This is a genomic window from Microvirga ossetica, from assembly GCF_002741015.1.
Classification (GTDB): domain Bacteria; phylum Pseudomonadota; class Alphaproteobacteria; order Rhizobiales; family Beijerinckiaceae; genus Microvirga; species Microvirga ossetica.
This window is the reverse complement of sequence record NZ_CP016616.1, coordinates 5,595,100-5,620,802: the sequence shown is the minus strand read 5'-3', so window position 1 is coordinate 5,620,802 and position 25,703 is coordinate 5,595,100. Positions and strand designations below refer to the sequence as shown.

12 protein-coding genes are annotated in these 25,703 nt (G+C 63.2%); 9 read left to right on the top strand and 3 right to left on the bottom strand.

The features are described from left to right. Nucleotides 1–75 precede the first annotated feature (75 nt). Complete coding sequence (locus tag BB934_RS51015; protein ID WP_099512381.1) at nt 76–468, top strand: HNH endonuclease; 393 nt, start codon at nt 76–78, stop codon at nt 466–468. 267 nt (nt 469–735) lie between these two features. Next, on the top strand, nt 736–1,683 hold the full coding sequence (locus BB934_RS26705; protein ID WP_157934334.1) for a hypothetical protein: 948 nt from the start codon (nt 736–738) through the stop codon (nt 1,681–1,683). A gap of 93 nt (nt 1,684–1,776) precedes the next feature. On the opposite strand, the gene BB934_RS26700 is transcribed toward BB934_RS26705, so the two are convergent. Then, on the bottom strand, nt 1,777–3,117 hold the full coding sequence (locus BB934_RS26700) for a calcium-binding protein (RefSeq protein ID WP_099512379.1): 1,341 nt from the start codon (nt 3,115–3,117) through the stop codon (nt 1,777–1,779). A 649-nt stretch (nt 3,118–3,766) separates the two neighbouring features. Between BB934_RS26700 and BB934_RS26695 the strand changes: the two genes are divergently transcribed. The 3 genes from BB934_RS26695 to BB934_RS26685 all read left to right on the top strand — a co-directional run bounded on the left by BB934_RS26695 (nt 3,767) and on the right by BB934_RS26685 (nt 5,388). Next, nucleotides 3,767–4,117 (top strand): hypothetical protein, encoded by a 351-nt coding sequence (locus BB934_RS26695; RefSeq protein ID WP_157934333.1) that lies wholly within the window; start codon nt 3,767–3,769, stop codon nt 4,115–4,117. Nucleotides 4,118–4,322: 205 nt separating this feature from the next. Further along, nucleotides 4,323–4,826 (top strand): hypothetical protein, encoded by a 504-nt coding sequence (locus tag BB934_RS26690; protein WP_099512377.1) that lies wholly within the window; start codon nt 4,323–4,325, stop codon nt 4,824–4,826. 106 nt (nt 4,827–4,932) lie between these two features. Further along, nucleotides 4,933–5,388: a hypothetical protein gene (locus tag BB934_RS26685; RefSeq protein WP_099512376.1), complete on the top strand. Its 456-nt coding sequence runs from the start codon at nt 4,933–4,935 to the stop codon at nt 5,386–5,388. A gap of 980 nt (nt 5,389–6,368) precedes the next feature. On the opposite strand, the gene BB934_RS26680 is transcribed toward BB934_RS26685, so the two are convergent. Beyond that, entirely contained in the window at nt 6,369–8,171 is a 1,803-nt protein-coding gene (locus tag BB934_RS26680) for an alpha-amylase family glycosyl hydrolase (RefSeq protein ID WP_099512375.1), read from the bottom strand. A 95-nt stretch (nt 8,172–8,266) separates the two neighbouring features. Beyond that, nucleotides 8,267–9,094, bottom strand: a complete 828-nt coding sequence (locus BB934_RS26675; protein ID WP_157934332.1) for a BrxR family helix-turn-helix transcriptional regulator — start codon at nt 9,092–9,094, stop codon at nt 8,267–8,269. Nucleotides 9,095–9,224: 130 nt separating this feature from the next. On the opposite strand from BB934_RS26675, the gene BB934_RS26670 reads away from it, so the two are divergent. Genes BB934_RS26670 through BB934_RS26655 form a run of 4 tightly spaced genes read left to right on the top strand, consistent with a single transcriptional unit; the run spans nt 9,225 to nt 25,621 of the window. Next, the gene (locus BB934_RS26670; RefSeq protein ID WP_099512373.1) at nt 9,225–10,328 is read left to right on the top strand and encodes a restriction endonuclease-related protein; all 1,104 of its coding nucleotides are present in this window, start codon (nt 9,225–9,227) and stop codon (nt 10,326–10,328) included. Next, nucleotides 10,325–13,741: a pPIWI_RE_Z domain-containing protein gene (locus BB934_RS26665; protein WP_099512372.1), complete on the top strand. Its 3,417-nt coding sequence runs from the start codon at nt 10,325–10,327 to the stop codon at nt 13,739–13,741. The genes BB934_RS26670 and BB934_RS26665 overlap by 4 nt, the downstream gene beginning before the upstream one ends. Continuing rightward, entirely contained in the window at nt 13,734–23,990 is a 10,257-nt protein-coding gene (locus BB934_RS26660; protein ID WP_099512371.1) for an RNaseH domain-containing protein, read from the top strand. The genes BB934_RS26665 and BB934_RS26660 overlap by 8 nt, the downstream gene beginning before the upstream one ends. Next, complete coding sequence (locus BB934_RS26655; protein ID WP_099512370.1) at nt 23,990–25,621, top strand: AAA family ATPase; 1,632 nt, start codon at nt 23,990–23,992, stop codon at nt 25,619–25,621. The genes BB934_RS26660 and BB934_RS26655 overlap by 1 nt, the downstream gene beginning before the upstream one ends. The last annotated feature ends 82 nt before the right edge of the window (nt 25,622–25,703 follow it).

Genomic DNA, 25,703 nt, shown 5'->3' with positions numbered 1-25,703 from the left:
ACTTATACTGGTCATGTGATCTATCATGACTGGCGCCCTCTCGGTCATGACTTGCCATATTCTGACTCTAGGTCGATGTGGTATTGGTTAAAACTTAGCTGCGCTTATTGCGGTACTAAATGGCAGTCGGATTTCGGGCTTGAATCGGATCACATCGTCCCAAGAGCGAGAGGTGGTGCTAACGGACCTTGGAACCGAGCGCCTATCTGCACCCCATGTAACCGATCGAAAGGAGCTCAGCTTGGATGTGTGACCCTTGATGGACGGACAGGCTACTATTGGGATGGCACGCCGGGGCACAACAGCACAGACCCTCGCCCACGGCCAAGCGGCGCCCGAGACATCAAACCCAATGAGAAATTTCTGCCGCGGAAGAAGCTCAAAGGGAAAGCCACGAGCAAGGGTCCATTCGCTGGAATCCTCATGCGCCGGGAAGAGCAGCCAAATCTCGAGTTTCACATCGAATAGGCGAGCGGGCATTCCGTTTGGGAACTTCATGACATACGCCCGCCGAAGCCATCGGGGATTAGACCTCCTTTTCCGCCGGGATCTCCATGATCGCCACTCTTCCCGTCCACCGGGAGGATCGCCCGCAAGGCGGGCCGGTGGCATACCTGCGGCTGAAATGTACGCAGGGAGGATGCGTTGAAGGTCGAAGCCGGGGAATCGCTGATCTTTTCGTGGTTGCGGCATGTCGTGGGGTGCCAGATCGTGCAGCTCAATTGGAAGCCGTCCGTGAATAGCTGGTCACTGCATAACGGGGACAAGCTCGCGGAGTTCGTATCCGAAATCGAGACCCATTTCGCCGAGGAGCGAAGCCGCCAGATCCTCAATCAGGGGAATTCGTCGCAACTCATCCGTCAGGGCGAGATCGACGTGCTCGGACTGCAACGGGATGACGATGGGAACCAGCGGCTATTCGCAATCGATATCGCGACCCATCTTGCCGGACTGAACCTCGGGAAGAGGGACAGGACCATCGCCCGCGTGATCAAGAAGCTCGTCAGATCATGCGCCTCGGTCCAGGGCTATCTCCCCGGAATCCCGGCGGAGGTGATCTTCGCGTCCCCGAAGGTCGACCAGCAGACACGGGAACTGCTGACGGACTGCATAGCGGACATCAACAAGGCCCTCGTGCATCGTGCCATGTCCGTCGAAGTCAGGTTGATCTGCAATGAGGAGTTCGGAACCGAGATCGTACAGAAGGTGATCGATTGCGCCCCCTCAGTGGCAGATACCTCGGAACTGTTTCTCAGAACCATTCAGCTCTGCCAGATCGCAGGCGTCGATCCCTCTCAGCGGAGGCGCGTCAGGCCTGTAGCGTCTCAAACAGGCTCGGCCGCTTACGACGGTGCGGAAGAAGAACTGGTTCCGATCGGCATCCATGTGCAGAACGTGTTCCAGAAATTGATCGAGATGGACCGCATTCCGCCGGAAGAGATCGGAAGGCTGATTGACCAACGCTATTCAAACTCGACTTTTAGCCAGTCATACCCTGTCCTGAAATGGCACGATCCGACCCTGCCCCGTCATGAGAGACAACATCGCGTCAACGGGCACGGCAGGTACTATTCGAACCCGCTCAAGATCGGGGACCAGCTTTACTACCTGTGCAGCCAGTGGATCGACAGGCATCGAGGAGCATTCGACAGATGGGTCAATGGGCGCATGGGTGGCGCATAGTATCCCCATCGCGACTGGACTGATTGGCCATCTCAGTTTTCTCGAATGTGAACCCGGTCATGGACCGGGTTCCACGTGTCGTGCGCCGCGATCTCAAATCACGAAGATATCCGCGTTTGTCAGATGGGGCTTTTTATCCAAGGTCGCGATCTGAATTTGCTGAGCCTTCCCTGTGCCGTCGGCATCGTAGTAGAGCTTGCCATTCTTGTCGTTGTAGATGACCCGGTCATTGGCATCCTGGGCCTTCGAGCCGATCCAGAACTTTTCCTTGGATAGCTTCAGGGGTTTTTTCTCGGAGCCGGCACTCCCGAGCTTCGTAAATATCTTGTTTTCGAGCCAGATGTCGTCTTGGAAGCTAAAGTCCTTGATCTTGTCGATGTTCTTGTTTTTTGTCTTGGCCACTTTGGTGTCAAAGACAAAGATGTTCTTGCCGAAGCCACCTTCGAGCGTGTCGGCGCCCAAATCGCCATAGAGCTTGTTGTTGCCGCTGTTGCCCTTGATGGAGTTGTTGGCGGCGTTGCCCTTCAGGACGATGTTCGAGCTGTCATGGAAGGATGCCACGAGGTTCTCGATACCGTCGCTGAGAGTGAAGCTCACGCTGGTGTTCACGACATCGAAGCCTGATGCGTCCTGGATAACGGTGAGCGGGCCGCTTACGTTGTAGGTGTCATTGCCTGCTCCGCCCACTAGGGTGTCCTGACCGCCCCCGTCGGTGAGCGTATCATTTCCCGCCGTCGCCTCGATCCAGTTGTTGCCGGAGTCCCCCGTCAGACTAACGTTGAGAAACCCCGATGCTACCTTCAGCACCTCGACGCTGGAGTTGCTCTCAAGCCTGAAGCTTCCTGATGCGATGACCGTGTCGTATCCGGTGCCGCCGTAAACAACGTCGTGCTCGAAGCCGAACGCCGGGTCTCCATCGACGTAGAACACGTCATTCCCGTCGTCCCCGTACAGGGTGTCGCTGCCACCCAAGCCTTCGAGATGGTCATTCCCACCCCGCCCGCGAAGGACGTCTACCTTGTTCGAGCCGACGAGGTGATCGCCTCCCTCCGTAGGATTGTAGGTACCAGTAATGAACTCGAGGGAAGTCGGCGCTCCCAAGGCCGCCAACTCATGGGCCCAGTAAGTGCGGGTGTTGCCGGTAAGGTCGCTAACGGTGACCTTCGTGACGTTGTACACGCCCGGTCCGTTGAATTGCGAGATCGTCGTGGTATCGGTCCAGACACCCGGAGAAGGGTTGTCGAACAGGATGTTGAGATCGAACGTGCCGAGGTCGTAGGTGTAGGCGTGGTCAAACCAAACAGTGACCTGATCGACCCCGGAAAGGTCGTCCGTTACATAAGCCGTGTAAGTGATTTGCTTGCTGCCGTCTCTCAGGTCGAACGTGGTCTGGAAGGTCAGGCTTGTCAGAATAGGTGCTGTAGTGTCGGCCATGTCGGTACTCCGAGTGATCGGGCATATCACCGACAGCTAGGACAGAAATCAATCGGGCGGACGCGTGGTGCATGCACTCTTAAGGTGTAGATTGGCTCCGACTTTCAGTGGGCATCGCTCAGCACTCCCCGGTTAACCGCTAACCGGATTCCGGCGGGAGCATTTTGGCTGAAAACGTGAAGGTTTGACCCCAAGCCGACCTTGAGAGCGCGTCCTTCCCAAGAACTTCTAGGGGCGACGCGAGGAGTTTCGCGAACCTGGTCTGCCGCTGGGTCTGCCGACTCGGGCTGGGGCAAGGTGCCGGACCGCCCCACCTTCTCCAAGAAACGCCAGGGGCGCTTCCCTGAGAGCCATCTGTTCCGTCACCTATTCGAGGCGGTGGTGTCGCGCTGCATGAAGTGCTGGTAGGTGATAGAGGCGTTACCGTGTTGGATTCCTCTTACCCTACCGCGTCTTGGCTCAATCCATCAGTTATTCCAATGACAACGCCCGACGTTAAACCGCTTTCGTGAAGATCATTAAGGACCATTGCGAAGGCTCTGAATGAGCGCACAAAGGCTGGTGAAAGCTTCTACGTCACCAGACGGACGTGTTCAGGGAGGTTGAGCGGTGGGTCATCCGTCGTCTCGCGGAAGGCGAAACCGTCCTGGTGGATGTCACGAACCTGAAACGCAACGGCCGTCTGGCGATCGTCGACAAGATCGCGGCCGACATCCAAATCATCTACGAGGTCGTGGATCGTCCGCTGGCGGAGAAGGTCGCGACCGGTGACTGGCGCCTGAAAAAGCAAGGCCTGATCGAGGGGCACGGCGAGTTGTTCATCCAGGAGCTGCCGAACATCCCGGCGGGGGAACAACCGCCCGAACGTGGACGTGGTCGATCACCGGGCGGCGGGATGGCGACGGACCATGAGGTGGCGGCCGCCATAGACTTACTGAGTAGGTCGCCTGCCCTGTTCTTGAAGGGGCCTCAGCAAGGCGCATCACCGGATCACTCATAAGGATGAGACCTCCCTTTTTCGGGGAGACGGTCGCAACGGACGCCCAGTCAGGGACTTCGGTTAACTAAATCTGCGGAAGGGCTCGGCCGTGTCCTCGTTTTGGACGTCCCCCGGCCGCCCGGCAGACAGAAAACCTATCCAGAATGTCTCTGGACGTGGCTTTGGATGGGTTGGTACTGCTGTCGGGCGGCAGCGGGATGGCCACATGGAACCGTCAAAATTCTTCGATTACAGCGAGGGCATGGTTACCGACGTGTTCGCCGAAAAGGGCGGATGGAGGGACATGGCCGTCGTCATGACACAGGACGGCAAGCTCGACTCCGTTCCGATCGGGGATTCCACCTCGGATACCGATGCGGTCGCGCGACTGGCCGACCTGTTGGAGCAGCGGCGATTGGCGGCCTACGCAGTGGCGTTCGAGGCAATGCTTGTAGGGTCCGAAGCCGAGATCGAGGCCATGGAGTCCGGAAGGGTGCAACTCGATCTTCTGGGCAAACAGGCAGAGAGGCTCGAGGACATCCCGACCGAGCACGACCCCGATCTCCCGGAACGGGTCCTGTTCATTTTCATGGCTGCCCGGTCGGGTGAGCGCCGAGCTGTCGCTTTCCCGATCCTGACGCGGGATGGTCGCAAGGCGCTCGGGTTTCGCGATGACGAGGTGCCCGACGAGATGGAAACCCCGTACAGGAACCTGTTCGAGAGACGATGAGATCATTTGTTCGATGCCGAGTTTAGCGGCTCTGGGGACTGATGTGTGCCGGTCACGTTCCGATCATACAGCTATGCTTCGCTATGTTTGAGCAAGGGGAAGCGACATGGCGCACGGTCTGAGGAAGATCGTCGAGGTTCTGGACGAGCACGCACAGGCTGGGGATGGCCTTTCCATTACGTTGCTGACCATCAGCGGGCAGGTGATGAATTTCTCCGACGACAACTGGCGCTCTCTGACGCAATCGGTTGATGAACTCATCAGTTCAGAGGCGGATGAAGACACTTACGTTGTCATCGTGCGTCGGCCCGACGAGAAGCCTGCTCCCGGCAAGATCCCCCTGAAGACGATCGCTGGCTTCGTTGTCAGCAAGGCGGGAATTCTGACGCTGTCGGCGGAGGAAATCCGAGAGGCAATCCAAACCGGCAACCAGACGGGAAAGAGGATTCCGCCGGAACCATCGGCTCGGTTCACTGACGGTTTGAGCCTCCTGCCGGAGTTGCGGGGTTTCGCATTGGACGCCGATGCGCCGGGTGGCGGAAATGGGTCGAGCCTGCACTGATCGTATCCAGGAGGTTGGGCTATGGGCATCGACAAGCGGGACAAGCTCAAGACCCCTGTTTTCCTCGAGGGACTGCCCGTCTATTTCGTCAGTGATCGGGAAAGTGCGCCGTCGCCCAGTCTTCCGCCATCAATGGAGATCGTGGGGCGGTCTATGTCCGCGGCGTTCTCCTGGAGCCGTGATGCTGAGATTTACAAAAGGTGCGTGGGTGTGAAGCATTTCACAGCATCCATAATCAGATTGCGTCACCTTGTGCCCTGTCTGATCCGTGGAGAAGTTTATGAAACACGTCAAACAGGTGTGTGCTGCTATCGGCTTCATCAGCATCAGTGCTGGCGCACTGGCGCAAGGTCGCCCACTCACCGCTACGATGTCTTGCAATCAGGCACAAAGCCTTGTCGCTACCCAAGGCTCTGTTGTTCTCAGCACGAGCGCGACCGCCTACGACCGATACGTGGCCTCAAGCAACTATTGCGGGATGGGTGAAGTGCCGGCCCCCGGATGGGCTCCAACAAAGGATATTCCTCGGTGTCAGGTCGGCTCTCGCTGCGTTGGCGTCGCTCGCGGTAGGTGAGTTGACCTAAGCGGTTCCCTCACCATCGCCTATGTCCACCATACGGGTTCCCCAGATACCAATGACATCCAGGTTGTCATGGGGCCTTTATAGGTGCCGCAGATTATTGGCGGTGCTGTGACGCAATTCACAGAACTCTGGGCCAGCATACGCCATCTTGCAGCCCTCTCAGACGCGAGGAGGATGTCATGAGGACACCTGATCACCACCTTCAGAACGATCGCGGGCTTGAGGCGCAGCCCTTGTCTCTGCCTATCGCGCTCCTTCTGGTCGTTGGATCCATTAATGTTGCAGCTACTGTTTTCTCGCTGCTTGCGGCTTGAGGATGATCTTTGCTCTACAACAGGTGTAAGAAGGATCATCACCGGGCGCGACCGCCTGCCCCCATCGCCGCCCATCCCCAGGGCTACGCCTGCCTCAGGATGCGGAACTCGCCTGGATCCAAGGCGGCTCGGATGGAATTCACCGCACCCGGCGGGAAGGGACTTCCCTCGACGATGGCGTCAAACCGTTCGACGGGATGCGTCAATGCCTGACCCGTGCTGGAGAAGGCGACACCGAATGTGGCATTGGCATCATGCAGGACAGAATCGACGAGAACCGACAAGTCGACCTGCTGATCGATGTCGGTGTTGAGCACGCATACCACCTCGGTTTCGTTCAGGATACGGGACCAGGCCAGGACACCTGGGCTGAGTGTCGAGAACCCGAACGTCTTGCGGTCGCCGGAAACCGGACGGAAATACTGGCGGCCGTAGCGGAGTGCCGGCGTTTGCCCTCGCACGGTGGCAAGGCCTTGCAGGGCGACGTACATCGCGGAGGGCTCGTCGAAGCCACCCGGCCGCCCCCACATGGCTTCGCGCACGGCCTTGTCCGATCCGGAGCCGGAAAGCCCCTGCTCCGTCCCGTAGTAGACACAGGGGATGCCTTGTAGCCCGAACATGCAGCCGAGGGCCGCGATGACCTGCCCTTGATACCGACCCGGCTGGCTTGGGTCTTCCGCAAGGATACGGGACGTCATGTCGTGGTTGTCGAGGAACGACACGAAGAAGCGGCTGGCCTCGCCATGGGAACTGATGATGTCCCGCTGGACGCGTTTCCGCCTTTCGAAAACCTCCATGATCTCGGTCGGCGGCGAGAACCCCTTCACGACCCAGGGCAGCTTGTAGAAGAGCGGGAAGTCGAGGGCGGCATCGACCCCCATCATGTCGCCGCCCAGGCTCGTGGGGCGACCGATGAAACGCGCGATCTGTTCCTCGCTGTCGTAGACCTCCCCGAAGGTGAAGAAGTTGCGCTTGCCGATCTCCAAGGCGAATTCGCGCATGGCGTTGCCGAACACCAGTGCGAAGCCCGGCTCGACGTACTTTAGCGTGTCGATGCGAAAGCCATCGACATCCCATTTGGCGACGGCATGCTGATAGGACCGGATGAGGGCTGACCGGATGTCGCCTCTGCTGGTGTCGAATTCCTTCAACGACTCGAAGTCGCCGCCGAGCTCTCCGCCCTTGCCTTGACGGCGGAAGGCCTCGTTGTACCTCAATTCCTTGGGCCAGACCGCGGCGGCTTCAGTGAGTTGGGCATCGTTTTCGCCCGGGGCCTTGTCCCATCCCTGGACCGCCGCGTTGTCGGCGGCGCGCCATCGGATCGGGTAGACCGTGTCGCTCCAAGGCATCGAAGAGGCCCCGCCGGCTGACCCATCGTCGTAGGCGAACACGTCCCCGGCATGGTTCAGGATGACGTCCAGGATCACGTACATGCCCCGCGCATGCGCCTCGTCGACCAGGCGGCGCAGTTCCGCGTCGGGGTCGGAATGATCGGACATAAAGCGCGGGTCTACCTTCAGGAAATGCTGGATCCCGTACCCATGATAGGTCCCTTCCTGTCCCTGGCAGTTCTGTAGCACCGGGGTGATCCAGATCACGCCGACACCGAGACGTTGCAAATAGCCGAGCTGGAGCCTTAGGCCTTCAAGCGTACCGCCCTGAAACCGATCAAACGGATCATTCCACGCCGTGGCCGGGCCGCCATTCGGATTGTTGAACTGATCGACCAGGGCAAAGTAGATCCATCGATCCCGCCAATCGGCGGGAGACGGGAATGGAACCGTGATGGAGACCTGCGCCCCATCGACGTCCACGGTCCGCTCCTGCGGGGCACGGGCACCCGCCAGCACAGCCTCGACGTCGGGGGAGTAGACGGACGTCGGCATCGGCAAGCCCCCCACCCGTGGTTCGGAGAATATCTCCGATCGCCCGCACTCAGTCCAGCGTCCGTTCCTTCTCCGACGGCTTCCGATTGCAGAGCCTACCGGGAACGCAGGGTTTCCCTGACTTCGACCTGGTTCGTGCAGACAATGCGTGCTGCGGGGTTCTCGGCCCCGTCCTGCACGGCGCTCCGGATTCCGAGATGCTCAAGGAGGTATAGGGCTTCGGCACGACGGACAGAGATCCTACCGCCCTTGGGAGGCAGCCCGATCTCCCTCATGACCACGTCCGCCTGGCCGGGCGACAGGGAGGGGTTCGGTTCAAGGTCGATGTCAATGCGCTCGTTCCAGTCCCGGTCGGCGGCACCGTCTATCCAAGGGAGTGTCTGGTCGGGTTCTGGATCCGACATGCGTGTCAGGACGAGGTCGATGAAGGCGTTGCGTTCGTAGTCCCAGGTCCGTGCGTGGAGGCGGTTGCCGTCCTCGACGAGGCGGTGAGGGCATATCGTCCGCCGCCGTGCGTCACGGCTCGTGAGAGACTGGTACAGTACGGAGAGAGGTGTCTTCTGGCTGTAGGACTGGATGATCGCAGCGATGATGCCGTCGTCAGCACGTTGCCAAGGGGTGGAAATCCGTTCGATGGGGATCGTGGGCGGATCCAGTGACGTGGAGCTTTCCTGGACCCAGCGGGCGGCATCCTTCTCGAAAATGGGCCGATATCCCTCGTCCTGCCTGTAGACCTTGTCCTCGGAACTGAGCCGTATGTTGCCGGGAACGAGGTTCAGGTACTCCCCGATGTCGGACGACGCCTGCTGCGGGGATATGTTGAAATGGGCGCAAAGATCCCTGCGGCGCAACTGCCCCGTCCAGTGGATCGTGTCCTCGATCCAGCGCAGGCGCCTCAGGATGGCCTCGCCGCCCCGTTTCACCCGGATCTCGTCTAGTGAGTTTATCGATGTCATCTATTGAATAGATCGAAATCGTCTACTGAGTGGATTGACTTCATCTAGTGAATTGATTACCCCTCTTCTCCCACCTTGGCAATATGATATTCGGTGCATGGGCGAAGATTCGTTAATCACTGCCGGAATGCTAGCTCGTGGCCTTGCCGACGTTCATGAGAGGCTCCTCTTCCACGGGGATCTCGTCCGGCAGGACGGGCGCATGCCTCCAAGGATGCGGCGGGCCTTGGCACGGTTGTCAGCCCAGAGTCTCCGTGATGGCGCCGATGACCTGGGGGCAAGCATCCATAATGTCATGGCGATGGCCGCCCGTCCCATGTGCGAATGGGGGATGCCTTCCTTCCAAGGCGACTTCCCATGGGCGAACATCGTCCTGGTGGACGGCGATCTCGGGCAGCCGACGGCAGAATGCTTCGAGCTGGCCGCCGGGGGCGGAAGCGAGACGGAGCTTCTCCAGGAGATCCACCACGAGCGTCTCAGGGCCGCCGCAGAACGCTGCGGACCCAAGATGAGGGACCGTGCCTACAGGGAGATACGCGGCCTGGTTGTCCGTCGACCGTGCCTCCCGACCGCGGACCTGTTCGAATTCATCGAGGACTGGCTGACGGCCGCTCCGGACGTCCAGTCGTTCTATCGTCCCCTGCCCTCCACGGCCCTTCACGGCAAGACGCTCCGGCTGTGCGCCGGCTGCGGCTCCCCGTTGTGGCCCGACAACGACGTGGTCTCATTTCCCAACGGGCGCTGCCGGATCCGCGACTGCCGCATGAGGCATCCGACCTGCGAGGTGGCCGAGGAATTCGAGGTAACTGATGTCGGAGAGTGGCGCCTCGCCACCAATGCCGTCCTCGCCTACTGGACCGGCCCCGGCCTTGCCGAGATCGAGGTCCACGACCGCCTCAAGGCTGCCGGGCGGACGGTCGACCTCTATCCCTACAGCGATGCCGCGGATGTCTCGGTCGACGGCAGGGATGTCGGGATCGACGTGAAGTCGTACGCCAGCGCGTCGCTCCTCGGGGCCCGGCTGGCGCGGAGCGTCGGCCAGATCACCATGTTCCGCCGCCGCATCCTCTGCGTTCCCGATGCGCGGGTCCGGCAGGACAACGGTTACCTCAAGACCCTGAAGGCCATCGCCTTGCAGGGCGAAGGGAAGTGCCTCGAATTCATGACGGTAAGCGACGTGATCAGGGAGCTGGCGGCATGAGGGTGAGGCCTGCGGATTACAGGAAGGCAGTCGGCGTCCAGTGGCTCTGTGCCGCCGTCGACCGGTTGCTCGGTGCGGGCAACCTCGCCGACGTCCCTGCCCTCATGACCGGGTACGGGTCCATCCTCGACCATCCCAATGCGTCGGCCTTCGCGCGGGCTGCCTTCTCGCTGCGCCAGATGGGGGTGGTCGTCTCGTCGGACGCCAGCCTCCGTCAGGCCGTGTATGACATGCAGCAGTGGGAGGCTGAGAACGCCGAAGAGGACGGCTTCATCGAGCCGCCCTACGAAGTCGATCCGGAATCGCCGGGCATCCCCTTCTGGCGCCGCGTTCCCGAGAACGACCCTTCCATCGATGCGATGGTCGATGCCCTCGTGGACGGACTGCCGCTGGCCGAGCACGGACGGGGCATCGCCGATCCCGGCCGCGCCATGCACATCCTGAGCGAGCGCGGATCCCATGCCCGCGCCGTCAAGGTCGACCTGAAGGGCGTGGCCGACCTGTTGCCGGAGCCGCCGCAGCACGACGTGACCCGTCGGCCGCGGGGTCCGATCGACATCCCCTTGGCCGATCTCAGGGCCATCGCCATCGAGTTCGACAGGATCGACGCTGCGAATCCCGGAAGGACCGGAGGCGAGTGGCTGAAGCGCCTCGAGGATGAGCTGGGCAACCAGAAGGTCCATCTGCTGGCGCCCAAGGCCGATGGTTCGGGACTCGAATCCGTTCAGTCCCTCAGGCTCGACGGCTTGAAGCACATGATCGGACTGCCCGGGACAGGCAAGACGACGCTGATCAAGCTGGTCCTCGCCTGGCTCGACAGCCGTGAGTATCACGTGGTCGTACTGGTGCCCTCCATCGAGAACGCCTTCAACACGCTGGCCGACCTCGACCACTACGGCGTGAAGGCCGGACTGCTGATGGGGCAGTCGCCAGACACCCGCCGTCGCCATGCCGCGAAGCTCGCCGAGAGGATCGCATCCCTCGACGAGGCGCGCGGCTTCGGGCGGAGCATCTTCGGCGCGGACCTCATGGGATTGAACTGCGCCCTCGGAGGCTTCGAGGAGGAAAGCGACGAGGACGTATTCCCCCATCTCGAGCCGCCCTGCAACGGGGTCTGGCAGAAGAGGGAGCTGAAGAAGGGCGGCGAATCCGAGAAGGCGACCCAGCAGCTCTGCCCGGTCGGCGGGTGGTGCGGACGGCTCAAGGCAACCCGGGAGCTGACCCGCCGCAGGATCTGGCTCGGCCACGTGCTCTCGCTCGACACCCGCCTGCCCCTCCATTTCGTCGAGGAGCACATCCGGTATCTCGAGTCCGTCGCCATGACGGCCGACGTCGTGATCGTCGACGAGGTCGACGGCGTGCAGGCCGTGCTCGACCGGAAGGCGGTCTCGGTCGTCGACATCACGGGCAGCGGAAGCTCCTACGAGCTGAAGCTCATCGAGGACCTGATGATGCCCCATGCCCAGGGGCGCAACGACGCGGTTGCCGCGAACATCACGGACTACTCGAACAGGGCAAACAACTTCGTCGCTCTCAACCGCGCACTCGTCGTGCAGCTCCAGGCCGACAGGCGACGGGGCAAGGGCAACACCCACCTCGACGCCTACGACGACGCGTTCATCACGGGCAATCGGGTGGCCAGCGATCTCTTCGGCCATCCCGACCCCTCGAAGCTGACGCCGCAAGAGCGGGCGGACGAGGAGCAGAGGTTCTCGGCGATCACGACCTTCTGGGACTCGTGCATCCGCGAATCCCTCTTCCGCAGGACCGTGATCGATGACGACACAGTCCGAGAGTACGATCCGGTCAAGATCGGCGAGGCGATCGGACGCCCGCCCGAACAGGTGGGCGAGGCGTTCCGTGCCATCGTCGAGCCGCTCCGGGACTGGCTGGCCGAGCCCTCGCCCATCGTCAAGGAGACCCACATCGCCTCCGTTCGCGAGGCGGTGTTCGCGCTGATCGAGCCTCGCGACCTCGGGCCCGAGAAGACGAACGAGATCTTCCGGTTCCTGGTCAACGTCACGACCGTGGTGATGCAGTTCCTGGCCATCGTGCCGGCCCAGCACGCCATGGTCGCCGAGGGCATCCACACCTCACCTCTGTTCCAGCAGGGCATCAGCGAGGACTTCGCCCGGCTCGTGCCCGAGGCCCTGATCGGACGCCTCTCCGGCATCCGCTTCCGCTTCCAGACCGATGCCGGGCGGACGAGCCTCGCCGTCAGCTACCTCACGTTCCGGGGCGCTCCGCGCACCCTGCTGTACCGCATGCACGAGCTGCTGAGGCACGACGGTTTCGAGCGCGGTCCGAACGTCCTCCTGACGAGCGCCACGTCGTTCCTCGCCGAGAGCCCGTCCTTCCACATCCCGGTCGGTCCGCACTACGTCCTGCGCCGTGCAGGCGCCGAAGCCGCGTGGCGAGACAGCGTGTTCCTCTTCCAGCCGATCCCCGATCCCGAGGATCCCCGCCGTATGCTCCGGTTCTCGGGCGCGCCCCTTTCGCAGAGGGGCAGGATCCTCGAGAAGATGGTCGAGCACTTCTTCATGGGCGACGATCCGCGGGTGCTGGCGCTGACCCGCGACTTCGACCCGGGCCGCAAGGTCGCATTCGTCGTGAACGGTTACGAGCAGGTCAAGCTGGTCAAGCGGCACATCGCCCGCGTCCGCGACGGGATCGCACGCCGCGTGATCGGGGTGGTGGACGAGATTCCGGCCGACCATGACGGCGACTACGTCACCACGGCGCAGGTCGAGTCCATCGGCGCCCGTGACGACTGGGATGCGATCGTCTTCCCGATGAAGGCGATCGCCCGCGGCGTGAACATCGTCTTCGGGGGCGAGGCGCATGCCGGCACGCCTCTGTTCAACAAGGCCGCCATCTCGACCGTCGTCTTCCTGACCCGGCCTCATCCGGCCGCCGAGAGCTACGATTTCGTGGCAGGGCTCGCCGGACGCGACAGCATGGACTTCGACCTCCGGGAGTTCCCCGCCGACATGGGCATCCGCGACATCTCGCTGGCATGGCGGCGGGAGCGTCAGGCATCCCTCGAGCGGGTGCGCAGGCTGATGCGCCATTCGGTGAAGGCCAGCCTGCTCGGCGACCTCCTCGAGCCGTTCGTCGCCGACATCATGATCGACATCCTGCAAACCATCGGCCGCGCGATGCGCAACGGCTGCAAGGCCAGGGCGATTTTCGTCGACGGCGCATGGGCCAACGTCGCGGCCGCGACGGGCGGGAACGAGCCTGACAAGCCCCAGACGAGCTTCATCGTGATGATGAGGGACATCCTGCGCAAGAGGGTCACCGACCCCGACCCGGTCGTCCGCGAGGTCTACGGCGCACTCTATTCACCCTTCTACGGCCCCTTGAGCCGCGTGGAAGGCATCAGGTTCTACGACGCGAGGCAAGATGACTGACGGACCATCCTATCTTCTGCCCCTCTCTGGCAAGGCTCAGCCGAAGACGGCCAACGTGGCAATGGCGTTACGGCCGATCCCGGGAGCGTCTGAGGAGGTTCACGGCATCAGGATGGGATGGAGCGGACAGGCCGAGGACCTGTTCAGGGCCATCGCCTCGTCCGCCAAGGCATCGAGGAAGCCCGAGGCAGGAGCCCTTCCCTACGCGGCGCTGCGTGCGGCCATCGCCGCGGCCGTGACCGATGCAGTTCTCGTCTCCTCCGATCTCGGACGGATCGGGCGCAATCGCGACGCCGAAGGGCCAGCGTACTTCCTGGACGTCATCGACGACGGGACGGACAAGGCGGTCAAGGCGGCGACCCGCGCGACGAAGCTCTGGGTCGACAACGTCCTGGCACCTTGGAGCGAGAACGTCGGGGTCAGCGAGGCCCTGCTCGACGACATCCGCGACCTGGCCAACGACGGAGGCCTTCTCGTCCAGGAGAAGCGTGCCATCGACATCGCCGCATCGATCGGTTCCGACGCCGGAGCCTTCGTCCGCGCCCACGACGCCATCCATGCGCTGCTCGCCCGCAGGCTCACGGGCATCGAGCTTTTCGAGGGTCTAGGCCCCGTGAAGCGCATCGTCCGCTCCGCGACCCGGTCGAACGAGATCTCCTTCGAGACCTGGCCTCACGCCATGGGCGAGGATCAATGGTCGATGGTGGCGACGTTTGCCGTCGAGACGGTACCGGGTTCCGACAATCCCATCGTCAGGGTCGAGGCGACCCGCAGGCGGTGGTGCCGCCGCGTGCCCGATGCGTCCGACCTGCGCCGCCAGACGCGCCTCGGCGGCATCATCATGGCGAAGGACAGGGACGTCTCCGTCCGCTTCGATTGCGGGTTGCGCAAGGGCGAGATCGTCGAGCCCGTCGACCCGGCCTTCGTGATGCAGGCCTTCGGGGCGAGGCTCGACCTCAGCTCGGGCTTTGCCGAGCTCGTGGAGAAGGGAGCGCAGAAGACCGCCTTCGTGGGAATTCCCTATCACAATGGATACTCGCTCGAGACCTCGGTCGGCTCCGGCGTCACGGAGCGCGACCTGCTCGACCTGTTCGATGCCGTCTCCGAGCGGGTGTCCGATGTCTTCCAGCCCGTCCCGGTGACGCAGAACGACACCACCATCAAGCGGATCGAAGACCAGCACGTCGCCCTGAAGCTCCAGTCCGTCCTCGGATGGGTCGCGGCATCCCACGGCCTGAACGAGCTGGACGACAAGTCGCTGGCGGAAGCATGGGCGCTGCTCGTGGATGGCGAGCCGCCCGCCAACCTCGATGCGACCGGAGTGAACAAGGCGCTCACCACTCTCCAGGAATTGCAGGCGACCAACCGGGATCGCATCCGCAGGACGTTCGGCAACGACAAGCCCACCGTGGTGGTCATCGCTCCGTCCCAGAGCGAGCGCACCGTGCTCGAGCGCATCATCGGGGCCCTGTTCGGGAAGTCCGTGGACGTGATCTCGCATCGCTTGCCTAATGTGCATGGTGCGCAGAAACGGCTTCCCGCGGGCGACGGCAGCAACGCAGAGCGGTATGCCGCCAGGATCGAGGCATGGAAGCCACTCGCCGACGTGCTCTCGGAAAAGGACGGTTGTCACGTCCTCGTCCAGGCCACCGATTGGTACACCGTGCCGGCCACGGAAGGCGATCCCGGCGGGAAGCGACCCGACGACCGCGTGAACAAGCCTGCCGGGCGCATTGCCCTCGCCCGCGGCGCGAACGCGAACGTCCAGTACCTCCGCCCGCCCGAGCCGTCGGCCAAGCGCTTCCAGGACTATCTCTTCCGCGTCCAGGCGGCCCTGCTCGACCTGCTGTTCGGGCATGCAGGGCTCGTGTCCGAGATCCAGACCCCGGTCGCATCCGCCTTTCCGAAGGCCGATACCCGTCCGAAGTCGATTATCGGCATCTCCGTGATCAGCAAGTCCCGGAGCAGGGCGGGAACGAAGTCGAGCCAGCTTCTGATGGCGACCAGCGTCGACGTCGCGACGGGCCGCACGACCGCGATCCTCGGACGGCGGCTGAACGGCGTTGCCCAATGGACGGAGGAGAGGCCGCTGTTCGAGTCCCTCCGTGAGGCCGCTGCTTGGGTCACGCCCAATCTCGGGGACAATGAGGATGCCCGCAGGGACACATACCAGAGGTTCGTGAACCACGTAATCGGCGGGGCATGCGAGCGCGGCCAGCGTCCGCTCGTCCTGTTCGACGCGACCTCGGCGAGCGGGCTGTGGCCTGCCCTGAGGGACAAGGACATCGGCCGCAGCTTCGACCTCCTCGGCCGTTCCCTGGATCCCGCCTCCGACTGGATGGGCGCCCGCCTCGTCAGGATCCGCACCGACGTGGCTCCGCGGGTGATCGTCAGGAAGGTGCGCAAGCTCGCACGTCTCGATGCCGACAGTGGACGGACGCTCGAGGAGGTCGTGCGGTATGCGCCGACCACCATCGTGTCGACGTTCCGGATGGGCGGGGTGCCCCACCCCTTCTATCTCTCGATGGGGACAAACGACGGCAAGCAGAAGATCGCCAAGGGACTGAGCGTCTACCGGGATCTCGCCTATCCCTACAAGCTTCCCGCGAAGGCCGAGATGCCTGCCGCACTCAAGGGAAAGGAAGGCCTCCATATCGAGCAGGTCCGCTCGCTCAAGGAGGAATTCTACAAGATCGCCGGACCCATCGACATTGCCGTCATGCACTGCCACGGCACCGACGATCCCGATGCCATCGCCTCGCTCGTGACCAAGCTGCGGAGCGGATACGGCCATACAGCATCGTCGACATCCCTCCCCGCCCCGCTGTTCTTCGAGACGAAGCTCAGGGACTACGTCCCGTCGTTCGTCCTCGACGAGGACGATCCCGAGCCAGACGATGCCGAGTCCGTGCCGTCGCTGTCCGATCAGTCCGAAGGGGAAGCCGAGAAGGCCCTCCCGGCGCCGTCGACCGAGGATGGCTCCGCTGTCCTTCCCCCAGTCATCTTCCAACACGCCAACCGAGCCATGACTGCATCCATCGTGCTCCCGCCCACGCCACCGACCTCGATCAACACCAAGGGCTTGTCGAACCGCGCGGAGGGCCCGCTGAGTGACAGGCTCCAGCGCTTCGTCGAGCGCTATCCCGAACGGGAAGAGATGGTCCGTCGATTCTATGTCGACGTCGTGCCCGATTTCGTCACGCCGGAATGGGTGAAGCAGCACGTCACCGTGAGCCCGGCCTTCCTGCGCAAACTGGATCCCCTGTGGCGGGAGGTGATCATCACCGCCCCGTTCTATCTCTGGCCCAAGGATCGGCCGCCGACCGAGGAGGAATTCTACGAGGTCGTCTCTGATCTCTTCCGGATCGTGCCCGGCATCGGTGCCCTGTACGGGAAGTCCCGCAAGGCCAAGCCCAAGCTGGGAGTCCGAGGGATCTTCCACCGCTGGTACGATGCAGTCCATGCGATGATCCGCCAGAAGAAGGGCCCCTACAGGACGATGCAGGCACCCGTCGGCCCCCTCGAGACCATCAAGGCACTGGCCAAGATGGAGAAGTGGGACGAACTGCGGTCCTTCATCCTGATCGAGTCCATCCATGGCGGGCATGCCAACCGGGAATTCATCGAAGCCGTGGTGAAAATCGGGCAACCCGTCGCCGACCTGCTTCCATACATCTTGAGGCTGATCGCATTTGAACAGGACACCGGTGCCGCCGAGTATAGCGGGCAATTCACCCGGGTCGGGCCCGATGGCGAGGTCTTGGAAGGCGAGCCATCCAGTGGCGAACTGTCGGCGGAGAAAGGGAATCTCGAAAGGGGAGAGCCGGCCAACTGGTTCGAAGGCATCGATGACGAGTCCCTTGAAGGCGATGCCGCGCCCACCATCGTCATCCCCGCTTTCCTCGACCGCATCTGGCTCAAGGACAAGATCAGCCTCTCGGGAGCGGTCAAGAGCCAGCTCCACCTAGGGCGGGAAACGCTCCGGAAGCACGCCCGGAACGCCAAGTTCTGGCCCCAGGCAAGGCCAGAGGGAGACGCTATCATCGACCTCCTTCTCAAGGGGTTCGAGTATCCCTTCCTCCACACGGCGGTGGCCAGCATCGTAGTGTCGAAGGACGGAACCAGTCCCCGCGACCGGAGCATCTTCCGTCCCTTCTACCGGAAGGTCGACGGCGTTCTCAGGGGGATGCTCGACACGGTCAAGGAACGGACGGGAACCGACGATGTCGGCACCCTCACTGACCTGCACGTGCTCGAGTGCCTGTTGATCGACAAGCAGACCGATCTCGCCCGCGACTTCTGCGTCCTGCGAGGCTCCGAGCTGCTCGACGAGAACCTGCTTCCGGCCATTGCGGACGAGCCAGGCTTCGGGGACGTGGCCGACTTCCTGAGGAGCCGCCGCGCCCAAAAGGCCTGGCTGACGCAGCAGGACGACCCGCTGATCAAGGAACTCGCCGAGGCTGCGTCCGAGGAACTGGCGCAGACCGCACGCCGGGACTCGATCCGGACGACCGATGCCGATGGGGACGCAGGCTTCCCGGAAGTGTCCGACCTGTCCGAGGGGATCCCTTCGACCGAGACCCATTCAACAGACGAGGTGCTTTCCATGGAGACCGAAGACCGTTCCTCGACGTCCAACGGAAAGCTGGATGAAGGACGTCAGGGCGTGGTCTCGATCTCAGGAGGAATGGAGGAGGCGCGTGCATCCTTCAGGAAGGCATTCGGCGACCTCGATGCTCTCGTCAGGCAGCACGGCAACGACGACCCGTCGCCGGACATCGTGGACAGGCTCAGACACATCCTCACGGTCGTTTCGGCCTCCGTCGTAGCATACGAGGCAGCGCGTCCCCGGCGGGTCGATGCCGAGCCGTACCGCGAGCGTGCCATCGAGGCTCGCCGCAGCCTCGTCGGGCTCGTCGAGTACATCGGACTCGAACGCACCCTTCCCGACGTTCCGTCACCGACGGACCTCTCCATGGAGAGCGCCGACCAGATCGAGGTAAGTCTCGGCAGGACGGAGTCCGCCCTGTGCGATACGGACGCCGATCGTGAGAGGGTCAACGGGATCCAGGAAAAGCTGGCCAGCGCGAAGCTCCTCCAGAGGGCTCAGCTCAACCAGGAAATGGAGCGGGAATCCGAGATGTTGCTCGGGCATTTCGAGACCGCATACGAAGGCTTCGACGAGGTCACGACCCTGCTGGCCGCCGAAGTGCTGCCTGTGCCTGAGGAGACGCCTAAGGTTGCGCACAATGAAACCTCCGACGTGGCCGAAGAGGTCGAGGAGGATCGTGAGGAGGCTTTCTGGGCGGCCCGCAACAACACCGAGGTGTCTCCTCAGGTCGAACTTCCGTCGGTGGGCGAGGCCGAGAAGTCCGACATCGAGGGAGAGGCTAACCCAGTCGCCGAGGAGGTCACGGTCCCGCCACGGCAGGAACCCGTCACCGAGGCAGAGGTCCCCGTAGCGGCAACGTTCGAGGCGGAAGCGGCGGAGGCCCCAGCCGTGCTCGTCACCGACGAGGACGAAATCACGATCGACGAGGATGACCTACGCGTCCTTTCGGATGCCTCGGACGGCGGGGAGCCGGAGGCGGAAGTCGAGCCCGAGATCGTCGAGGAAGACCCTGAGGTCGCCAGGGTCAACGAAAAGATCTGGGAGTTCGTGGCATCGCACGAGCTGGGGCTTGCCTATCATCTCGTGGAAGCGGCCGGCAGCCTGCATGCGGGATCCTCCCTCGACATGACGCCGGAGGAACTCCGCTTCGCCGCCATGGCCGGGAACGTCAACCATGCGAGCCTCCATGCGACCCCGATGGTGGTCCAGGATGCCGTGGTGAAGGCGCTCGCCTCCATCGAGGAGATGCCGCCGTCCGACGAGATTGCGGGCTCCATCCGCCGCATGCTCATGTATCCGTCCGCGTTGGAGCTGACGCTTTTCCACTCGGATGCGGGCGCCGGAGAGGTCCTGAGGTCGTTGAACGGGCTCGTCGAACCCGTTCGGGAGGAGACCCGTGCACTCTCCGAGAGCGTCCAGCGCTTCGCCCGCTCGCGCTTGCCGTTCTCTCCCGCCGTCCTCCATCACATCTCGAACACCATGGAGGCCGAGAGCGATGCCGAGACATGCCGCAAGGAGATCATCTCGAGGGTCGACCTTCTGTCACGGACCCAGTTCAGCTACCAGCTCGGCGCCAAGATCCGGACTGCCCTCCTCCAGCCCGGCAAGGAAGTGGGCGACCTTCGCGATGCCATGAAGGCGGACGATGCCGCTGCCCTGGCGGCGGCGAGGCGCTACGTCAACGAGTGCTCGACTCGATCCCAGATCCTGGACATGCTCTACAGGGCGGAGCTGGCGGTCAATTCGAAGTACAAGGGATTGGATGGAGCGGCTCGCGACAAGCTCGTCGGCTCGCTGCTCGACCTCGGCGCACGGTGCGCGGAGTACATCGACCGGAGGAACGCCGTCACGTTGGTGAGCGCCAGCGAGCAGCCGAAGCTGAAGGAGGCGGTCGCCGACCTGCGCCGTCACCTGGCAGCCGCGTGCGAGGCGTTCGACCGTCTCGCAGAGGATGAGGCCTACACTTCCGTGGCCCGCTACGTGGTGGATCGCTACCGCCGCCTGGACAAGGTTCTGGCGGGGGATGCTGCAACCCCTCCCGCATACGGTCACATGCTTGAGCTGCACGGATCGCTGCCCCTCCTGCCCGATTTCCACTTCGGGCGCTCGTGGTATCCCGCGCCTTACGACGCGGGGGAGGTCTGCCTCATCCTCCAGCAGGTCCGCGTTCCGCTCCTGCCCGAGAAGGGGGAAGCGCGCGACCGGGCCTACGAGGGGCTGTTCCGGCAACGCATCGACGAGACCTCCTTCGTGGGCGCTCGCCTTCTCGTGGAGCTTGCGGAGCACCACGGCATCTCGGAGGCCATGCGGGACAACCTCTCCGACAGCCTTTCGGCGGACCTCGATGCGGCCCGCGTGGAGCTCGCCCAGGAGATCGACAGGGCCCGCTCCCTCGTGGAGCGCGTCATCCGCTACGGATCGATCCTGAAACCCGACGAGGCCCTGTCCGCACTTTCGAAGATCGACCGGATCGGCTCCGCCGAGGTTCCGGTGGTGGCATCGCTGGAGGAGCGTGACGAGGCCATCGACGGCGAACGCATCGACGACATCCGCCTCGCCTCGATCCTTCTCGCCGAGACCGAGGACGAGGTCCGGGCGCTGATGGACGAACCCCGCAACCGCCTCCTCGCACGGGTCGATGCGCTTGAGGGGCGGATCTCGTCCCACAATGCACAGCGGTTGCGCACCCTTTGCGCCGGCGATGACCTGCTCACAGCAGAGGAGTTCGTCGTCCTTGCCGAGAAGACAGGGGAGATCCCCACTCCTCCTTCCCGGCTCCGGCGCTTCGAGGAGTTCTCGACCACCGTCCTGCCTGCCATGACCAAGCTCGGGAAGGCCTACTACGACAGGGCTTCCTCAGCGATCAACGACGGCATCGAGTTCTGCGGACTCCGCTTCGACGAACTGTCCCCTGCCCGCCGCGACGAGGCCGCGGTGATCTTCGGACGGTGGTGGGATACCGTCCGGCGGATCGAGACCGTGAAGACCGATCAGGGCTATGCGGCCAAGGTCACCGACTTCCTTGAAGGGTTGGGCATTAGGGCCAACCTGAGGGATCCCAGCAACCTCACCAACGCGCAGCAGAAGCGCTTCGTTGGCGACTTCGACTTCTCACTGCTGCGCGATACCGAGTCGCTCCTCCTCCCGGACTTCGGCTCCCTCACCGATCAGTACTGGCGGGTTGCCATCATGGCGACCATGCCCGGTGACGCGCAGCTCACGGAGATCTGCCATACGGGCCAGAAGGGCGTGATCGTGTTCGTCGGGGACGTCGTCTCGAAGGAGCGCAGGCAGCAGTTCATGCTCCAGAACCTCCAAGCCCGGCGCCGGGTCATCCTCGTCGACTCCGCGAGCATCCTGTATGCGCTCGGGGAACCCGAGATGCGCCCCCTCACCCTGCTTGAGCTCGGGCAGCCCTTCAGCTATGCCGAACCCTATCGCGACTGGGGCCGTGAAAGCGTGCCCGTCGAGATGTTCCGCGGGCGGAGCAAGGAGTTGGCGACCCTGTTCGATACGCACGGAAGCTGCATCGTCTACGGCGGGCGCCGCCTGGGCAAGACCGCGCTTCTCAAGCACCTCCAGGCGACCAAGCACGACCCCAAGGGCGAGATCCTGGTTGCCTTCGTCGATGCCCAGTCCCTAACGCAGGGGCCCGAGCAGCACCTGACGCGGCGCATCTGGGAGGAGATCGCGAGGAACCTGCCGACGATCTTCACCAAGCAGGGTGTGACCGAGCCCGCGCGTGTGATCGAGACCATCCAGCGATGGCTCGAGGTCGCTCCCCGCCGACGCGTTATCCTCCTCATCGACGAGGCGGACGATTTCGTGACAGCCGACGCGGCGCAGGGTTACACGGAGTTCTTCGCCCTCCAGAAGCTGATGACGGACACGGGGCGGCGCTTCAAGTTCATCCTCTCTGGTCTGCACAACGTCACCCGCTTCGTCCAGACGGGCAACGATCCGCTCAAGCAGATCTCGTCCGATCCCCAGCGCATCGGTCCGCTGATGGGAGACGAGATGGGCGATGCCGAGGATCTCGTGGTGCGTCCGTTCGCGGCGTTGGGCATGGAGTTCGAGCGCCGTGAGGACATCTGGCGCATCCTGAGCCATTCCAACTACTACCCGGTTCTGGTGCAGACCTACGCCAAGCACCTCCTCGAGATCGTCAACGAGGAGATCAAGCGCACGAACCATCAGGTCAGGACGATCAGCCGGAGCCTGGTGTCCGAGGTGCTGGAGCGCCGCCAGGCCAGCGATGAGGTCCGCGAGAAGTTTAGGATGACGCTGCGCATCGACCAGCGGTACGAGCTGCTTGCTTACGTGGTTGCCCATCTGGTCCTCGGCAACGAGGCGGAAGGCAAGATCGACGAGGGCGTGACGGTCCGCGAGATCAGGGATGCCGCGGTCGCGTTCTGGCCGAGGGGATTCGTGGATCCGAACAGGTTCTCCCTGTTCGAGGACCTCGTCGACGAGATGGAGGGGCTCGGCATCCTCCGGAGGACGCCGACGAACCGCTGGACCCTCCGGTCCACGGCCGTAACGCGCCTGCTCGGCAACCGGGACGAGATCGACGACAAGCTCCTCGAGTTCGGGGATCGCAAGCCACTGGACGAATTCGATCCGAAATCGGCGCGGCGCCCTCTGGAGCCGACCATCGGCTACAACATCGAGCACAGGCAGTCGTCGCCCCTCACCCTTGGTCAGGAGCGGGACATCCTCACCGACCTGACACCGGTGAAGCTCGTCTTCGGGACGAATGTGGCCGACATCGACCTCGTGTCGCTGTCGTTGCGCAACGCGGCGAACTCCTTCTCGGAAGCCGACAAGTGCGAGGTCAGCGCCCAGACGTTCCCGGGCAAGCAGGATCTCTCGGAACGCCTCACCCGGATCAGGGGGACGAGCGCGCAGCGCCAGAACCCGGTCGTGGTGGTCGTGGACTCCCGCTCGGATTGGGGGCCGGACTGGGTCGCCGAGACGATGCGGGCCAGGGCGGTCATCGACTCCCTCGCCAAGGTCGTGTTCGTCGGCCGCCCCAAGCACCTGGAACGGTTCGTCAACGACCCGCGCTTTACGCGACCCACGGGCATCAAGGTCATCCCGCTCGAGCCATGGAGCGCGGCCTTCCTCGAGAGTGAGATCGTCCAGAACCATCCGACCCTTGACCAGACGGCTCGTGAGCGCATGATCGAGGCCTGCGGCGGCTGGAATGCCCCGATGTCCTGGCTGTTCCATGCCGACCGGGGCGACAAGCATCAGGGACGGAGCGACAAGGGTAGCGCAAGGGGCAACAAGCTCCAGGGACGGATCGACCGTCTCGTCGTGGATGTGATGGGCGCGCAGGACATCCTGGCGCGCCTCGGGCTCGATGGCTCCTTCGGGGACATCTGCCGCTCGATCGCGAGCTACACCGGATCCTCGTTCACGCTGAAGGACGTTGCGGACACGCTGACCTTCTCGGAGATCAGGTCCGGCGCTGGCGGTTGGGCCTCGGCGGAGGCCATCGTCAACTACGGGATCAACATCGGCGCATTCCAGCCCGTTGCGGGTCATCAGCCCGATGACGAGTCCAAGGCGTCTTACACCCTTGCCCCGTTGGCCCGTCGCCTCCTCGAGGTCGAGATCCAGGAGGCAGCGTGATGGTCGCCGATTTCTGGAACCTGTCCGGACCTGCCAACTTCGTCGAGAGGGTCGCCTCGCGCATGCTGTCGTCTCCAAAGGGCATCCTTGGAGTGACCGTGCCCAGCGCCCGGCCGCGAGGGTTCAAGGAAGCCATCATGGAGGCGGCTCGTGAGCGCGGCGGCGGACGGGTAGTGCACGTCAACGCGCAGGACCGATCCTTCGACCGCTCCATCCCGCACGGGCTCGCCCGCGCGGGTGGCATCAGGGACACGAGCATCCACTCCGTTCCCGCGTTCGCGGACCTGCCCGGCCTGTCGGCCGCCTCGTTTCTCATCGACGGGGTTGATCGGGACGCATGGGGCCGATGGTCTGCCTTCCTTCGGAGTTTCGCGGCCGCATCGCAGCGTGCGGATGCATCGATGGATGCAGCCCAGCGCCTCTCCCCGCGGCTCATCGTGCTGCTCCCTGTGGATCTTCCACGATCGGACGTGTCCTTTCTGTTCGGGAAGGACGAGATGCAGTGGAGGGCGTACGTCACTCCGGTCGACACGAGGACGTACGTCACGAGGCTAATGCGCCAAGATGGGGGCGAAAGTCTGCTGGACCGCGTGGCTGCCGAGACGGTCATCCGCCTGGCGGGATGGGATGGTGAGATGATCCGCCTTCTTGCCCATAGGGATCCCGAGGAGTTGGCGGATCCCATCGCCCTCCTGTCGGACCTTCCGGGACTGGACATGCATCCGACGTGGGGCAACGGACTGATCGACGAATGGGACGGGTCTCCGTTCATCCACTCCCTGGCATGTCGACCTGCCATCGAGCACCCAACCCTCAAGCGGCGCATCTGGCTCGCCCAGTCGCATGCCCTGACACCGTTCGTCGGCGAGGTGATCGACTTCTTCGCGGATCGGTATGGTGCCATCCTCGCACCCGACCTGCCCTATGCCGTGGAGACCAGGAAGGGCATTAAGCACATCCATGCCTTGCGTGACCTTGAGGCGAGCCACCTCTACCACCTGCTGAACGAGCGCATCCCGAAACTCGAGGCCACCTTCCTGAAGAGCGTGGCGGCCGTCCGCAACACGGTGGCCCACCACAACGTCGTGCCGGCAGATCATCTCATCAAGCTCTCGGAAAAGTGGGATGAGATCCGCTCGAACAGGAGCGAGGCCCGTGGATGGGACTGGCCGCGTTGCGGGCAGAAACTCGTCCTGATGGTCGGTCCAAGCGGTGCCGGCAAATCCACTCTGGCGAAGCGCAGGTACTCCCAGGACAGCATTGTCTCGAGCGATGACATCCGAATCGAGAAGTACGGCTCTCTCGAGACCAGTGACCAGACGGACGTGTTCAAGGAGGTCGAGCGCAGGGTCATCCGTCGCCTTGCGGATGGCGAGACCGTCGTGCTCGATGCTACCAACCTGAAGCGCAACGACCGCTTGGCCATCGTCGACAAGATCCCGGCCGACATCCAGATCGTCTACGAGGTCGTTGACCGTCCGTTGCCGGAGAAGCTTGCCACCGGGGATTGGCGTCTGAAGAAGGAAGGCCTGATCGAGGGGCACAGCGAGATCTTCATCCAGGAGCTGCCGAACATCCTGGCCGGGGATAACCGTCCGAACGTGGATGTGATCGATCACCGGGCAGCTTGATAGCAAAGGTATCTGTCTTCATCATTTGGGATCACGTTCAATGCCGGCCGTGGAGTTCGCAACCATCCAATGATCCAGTTTG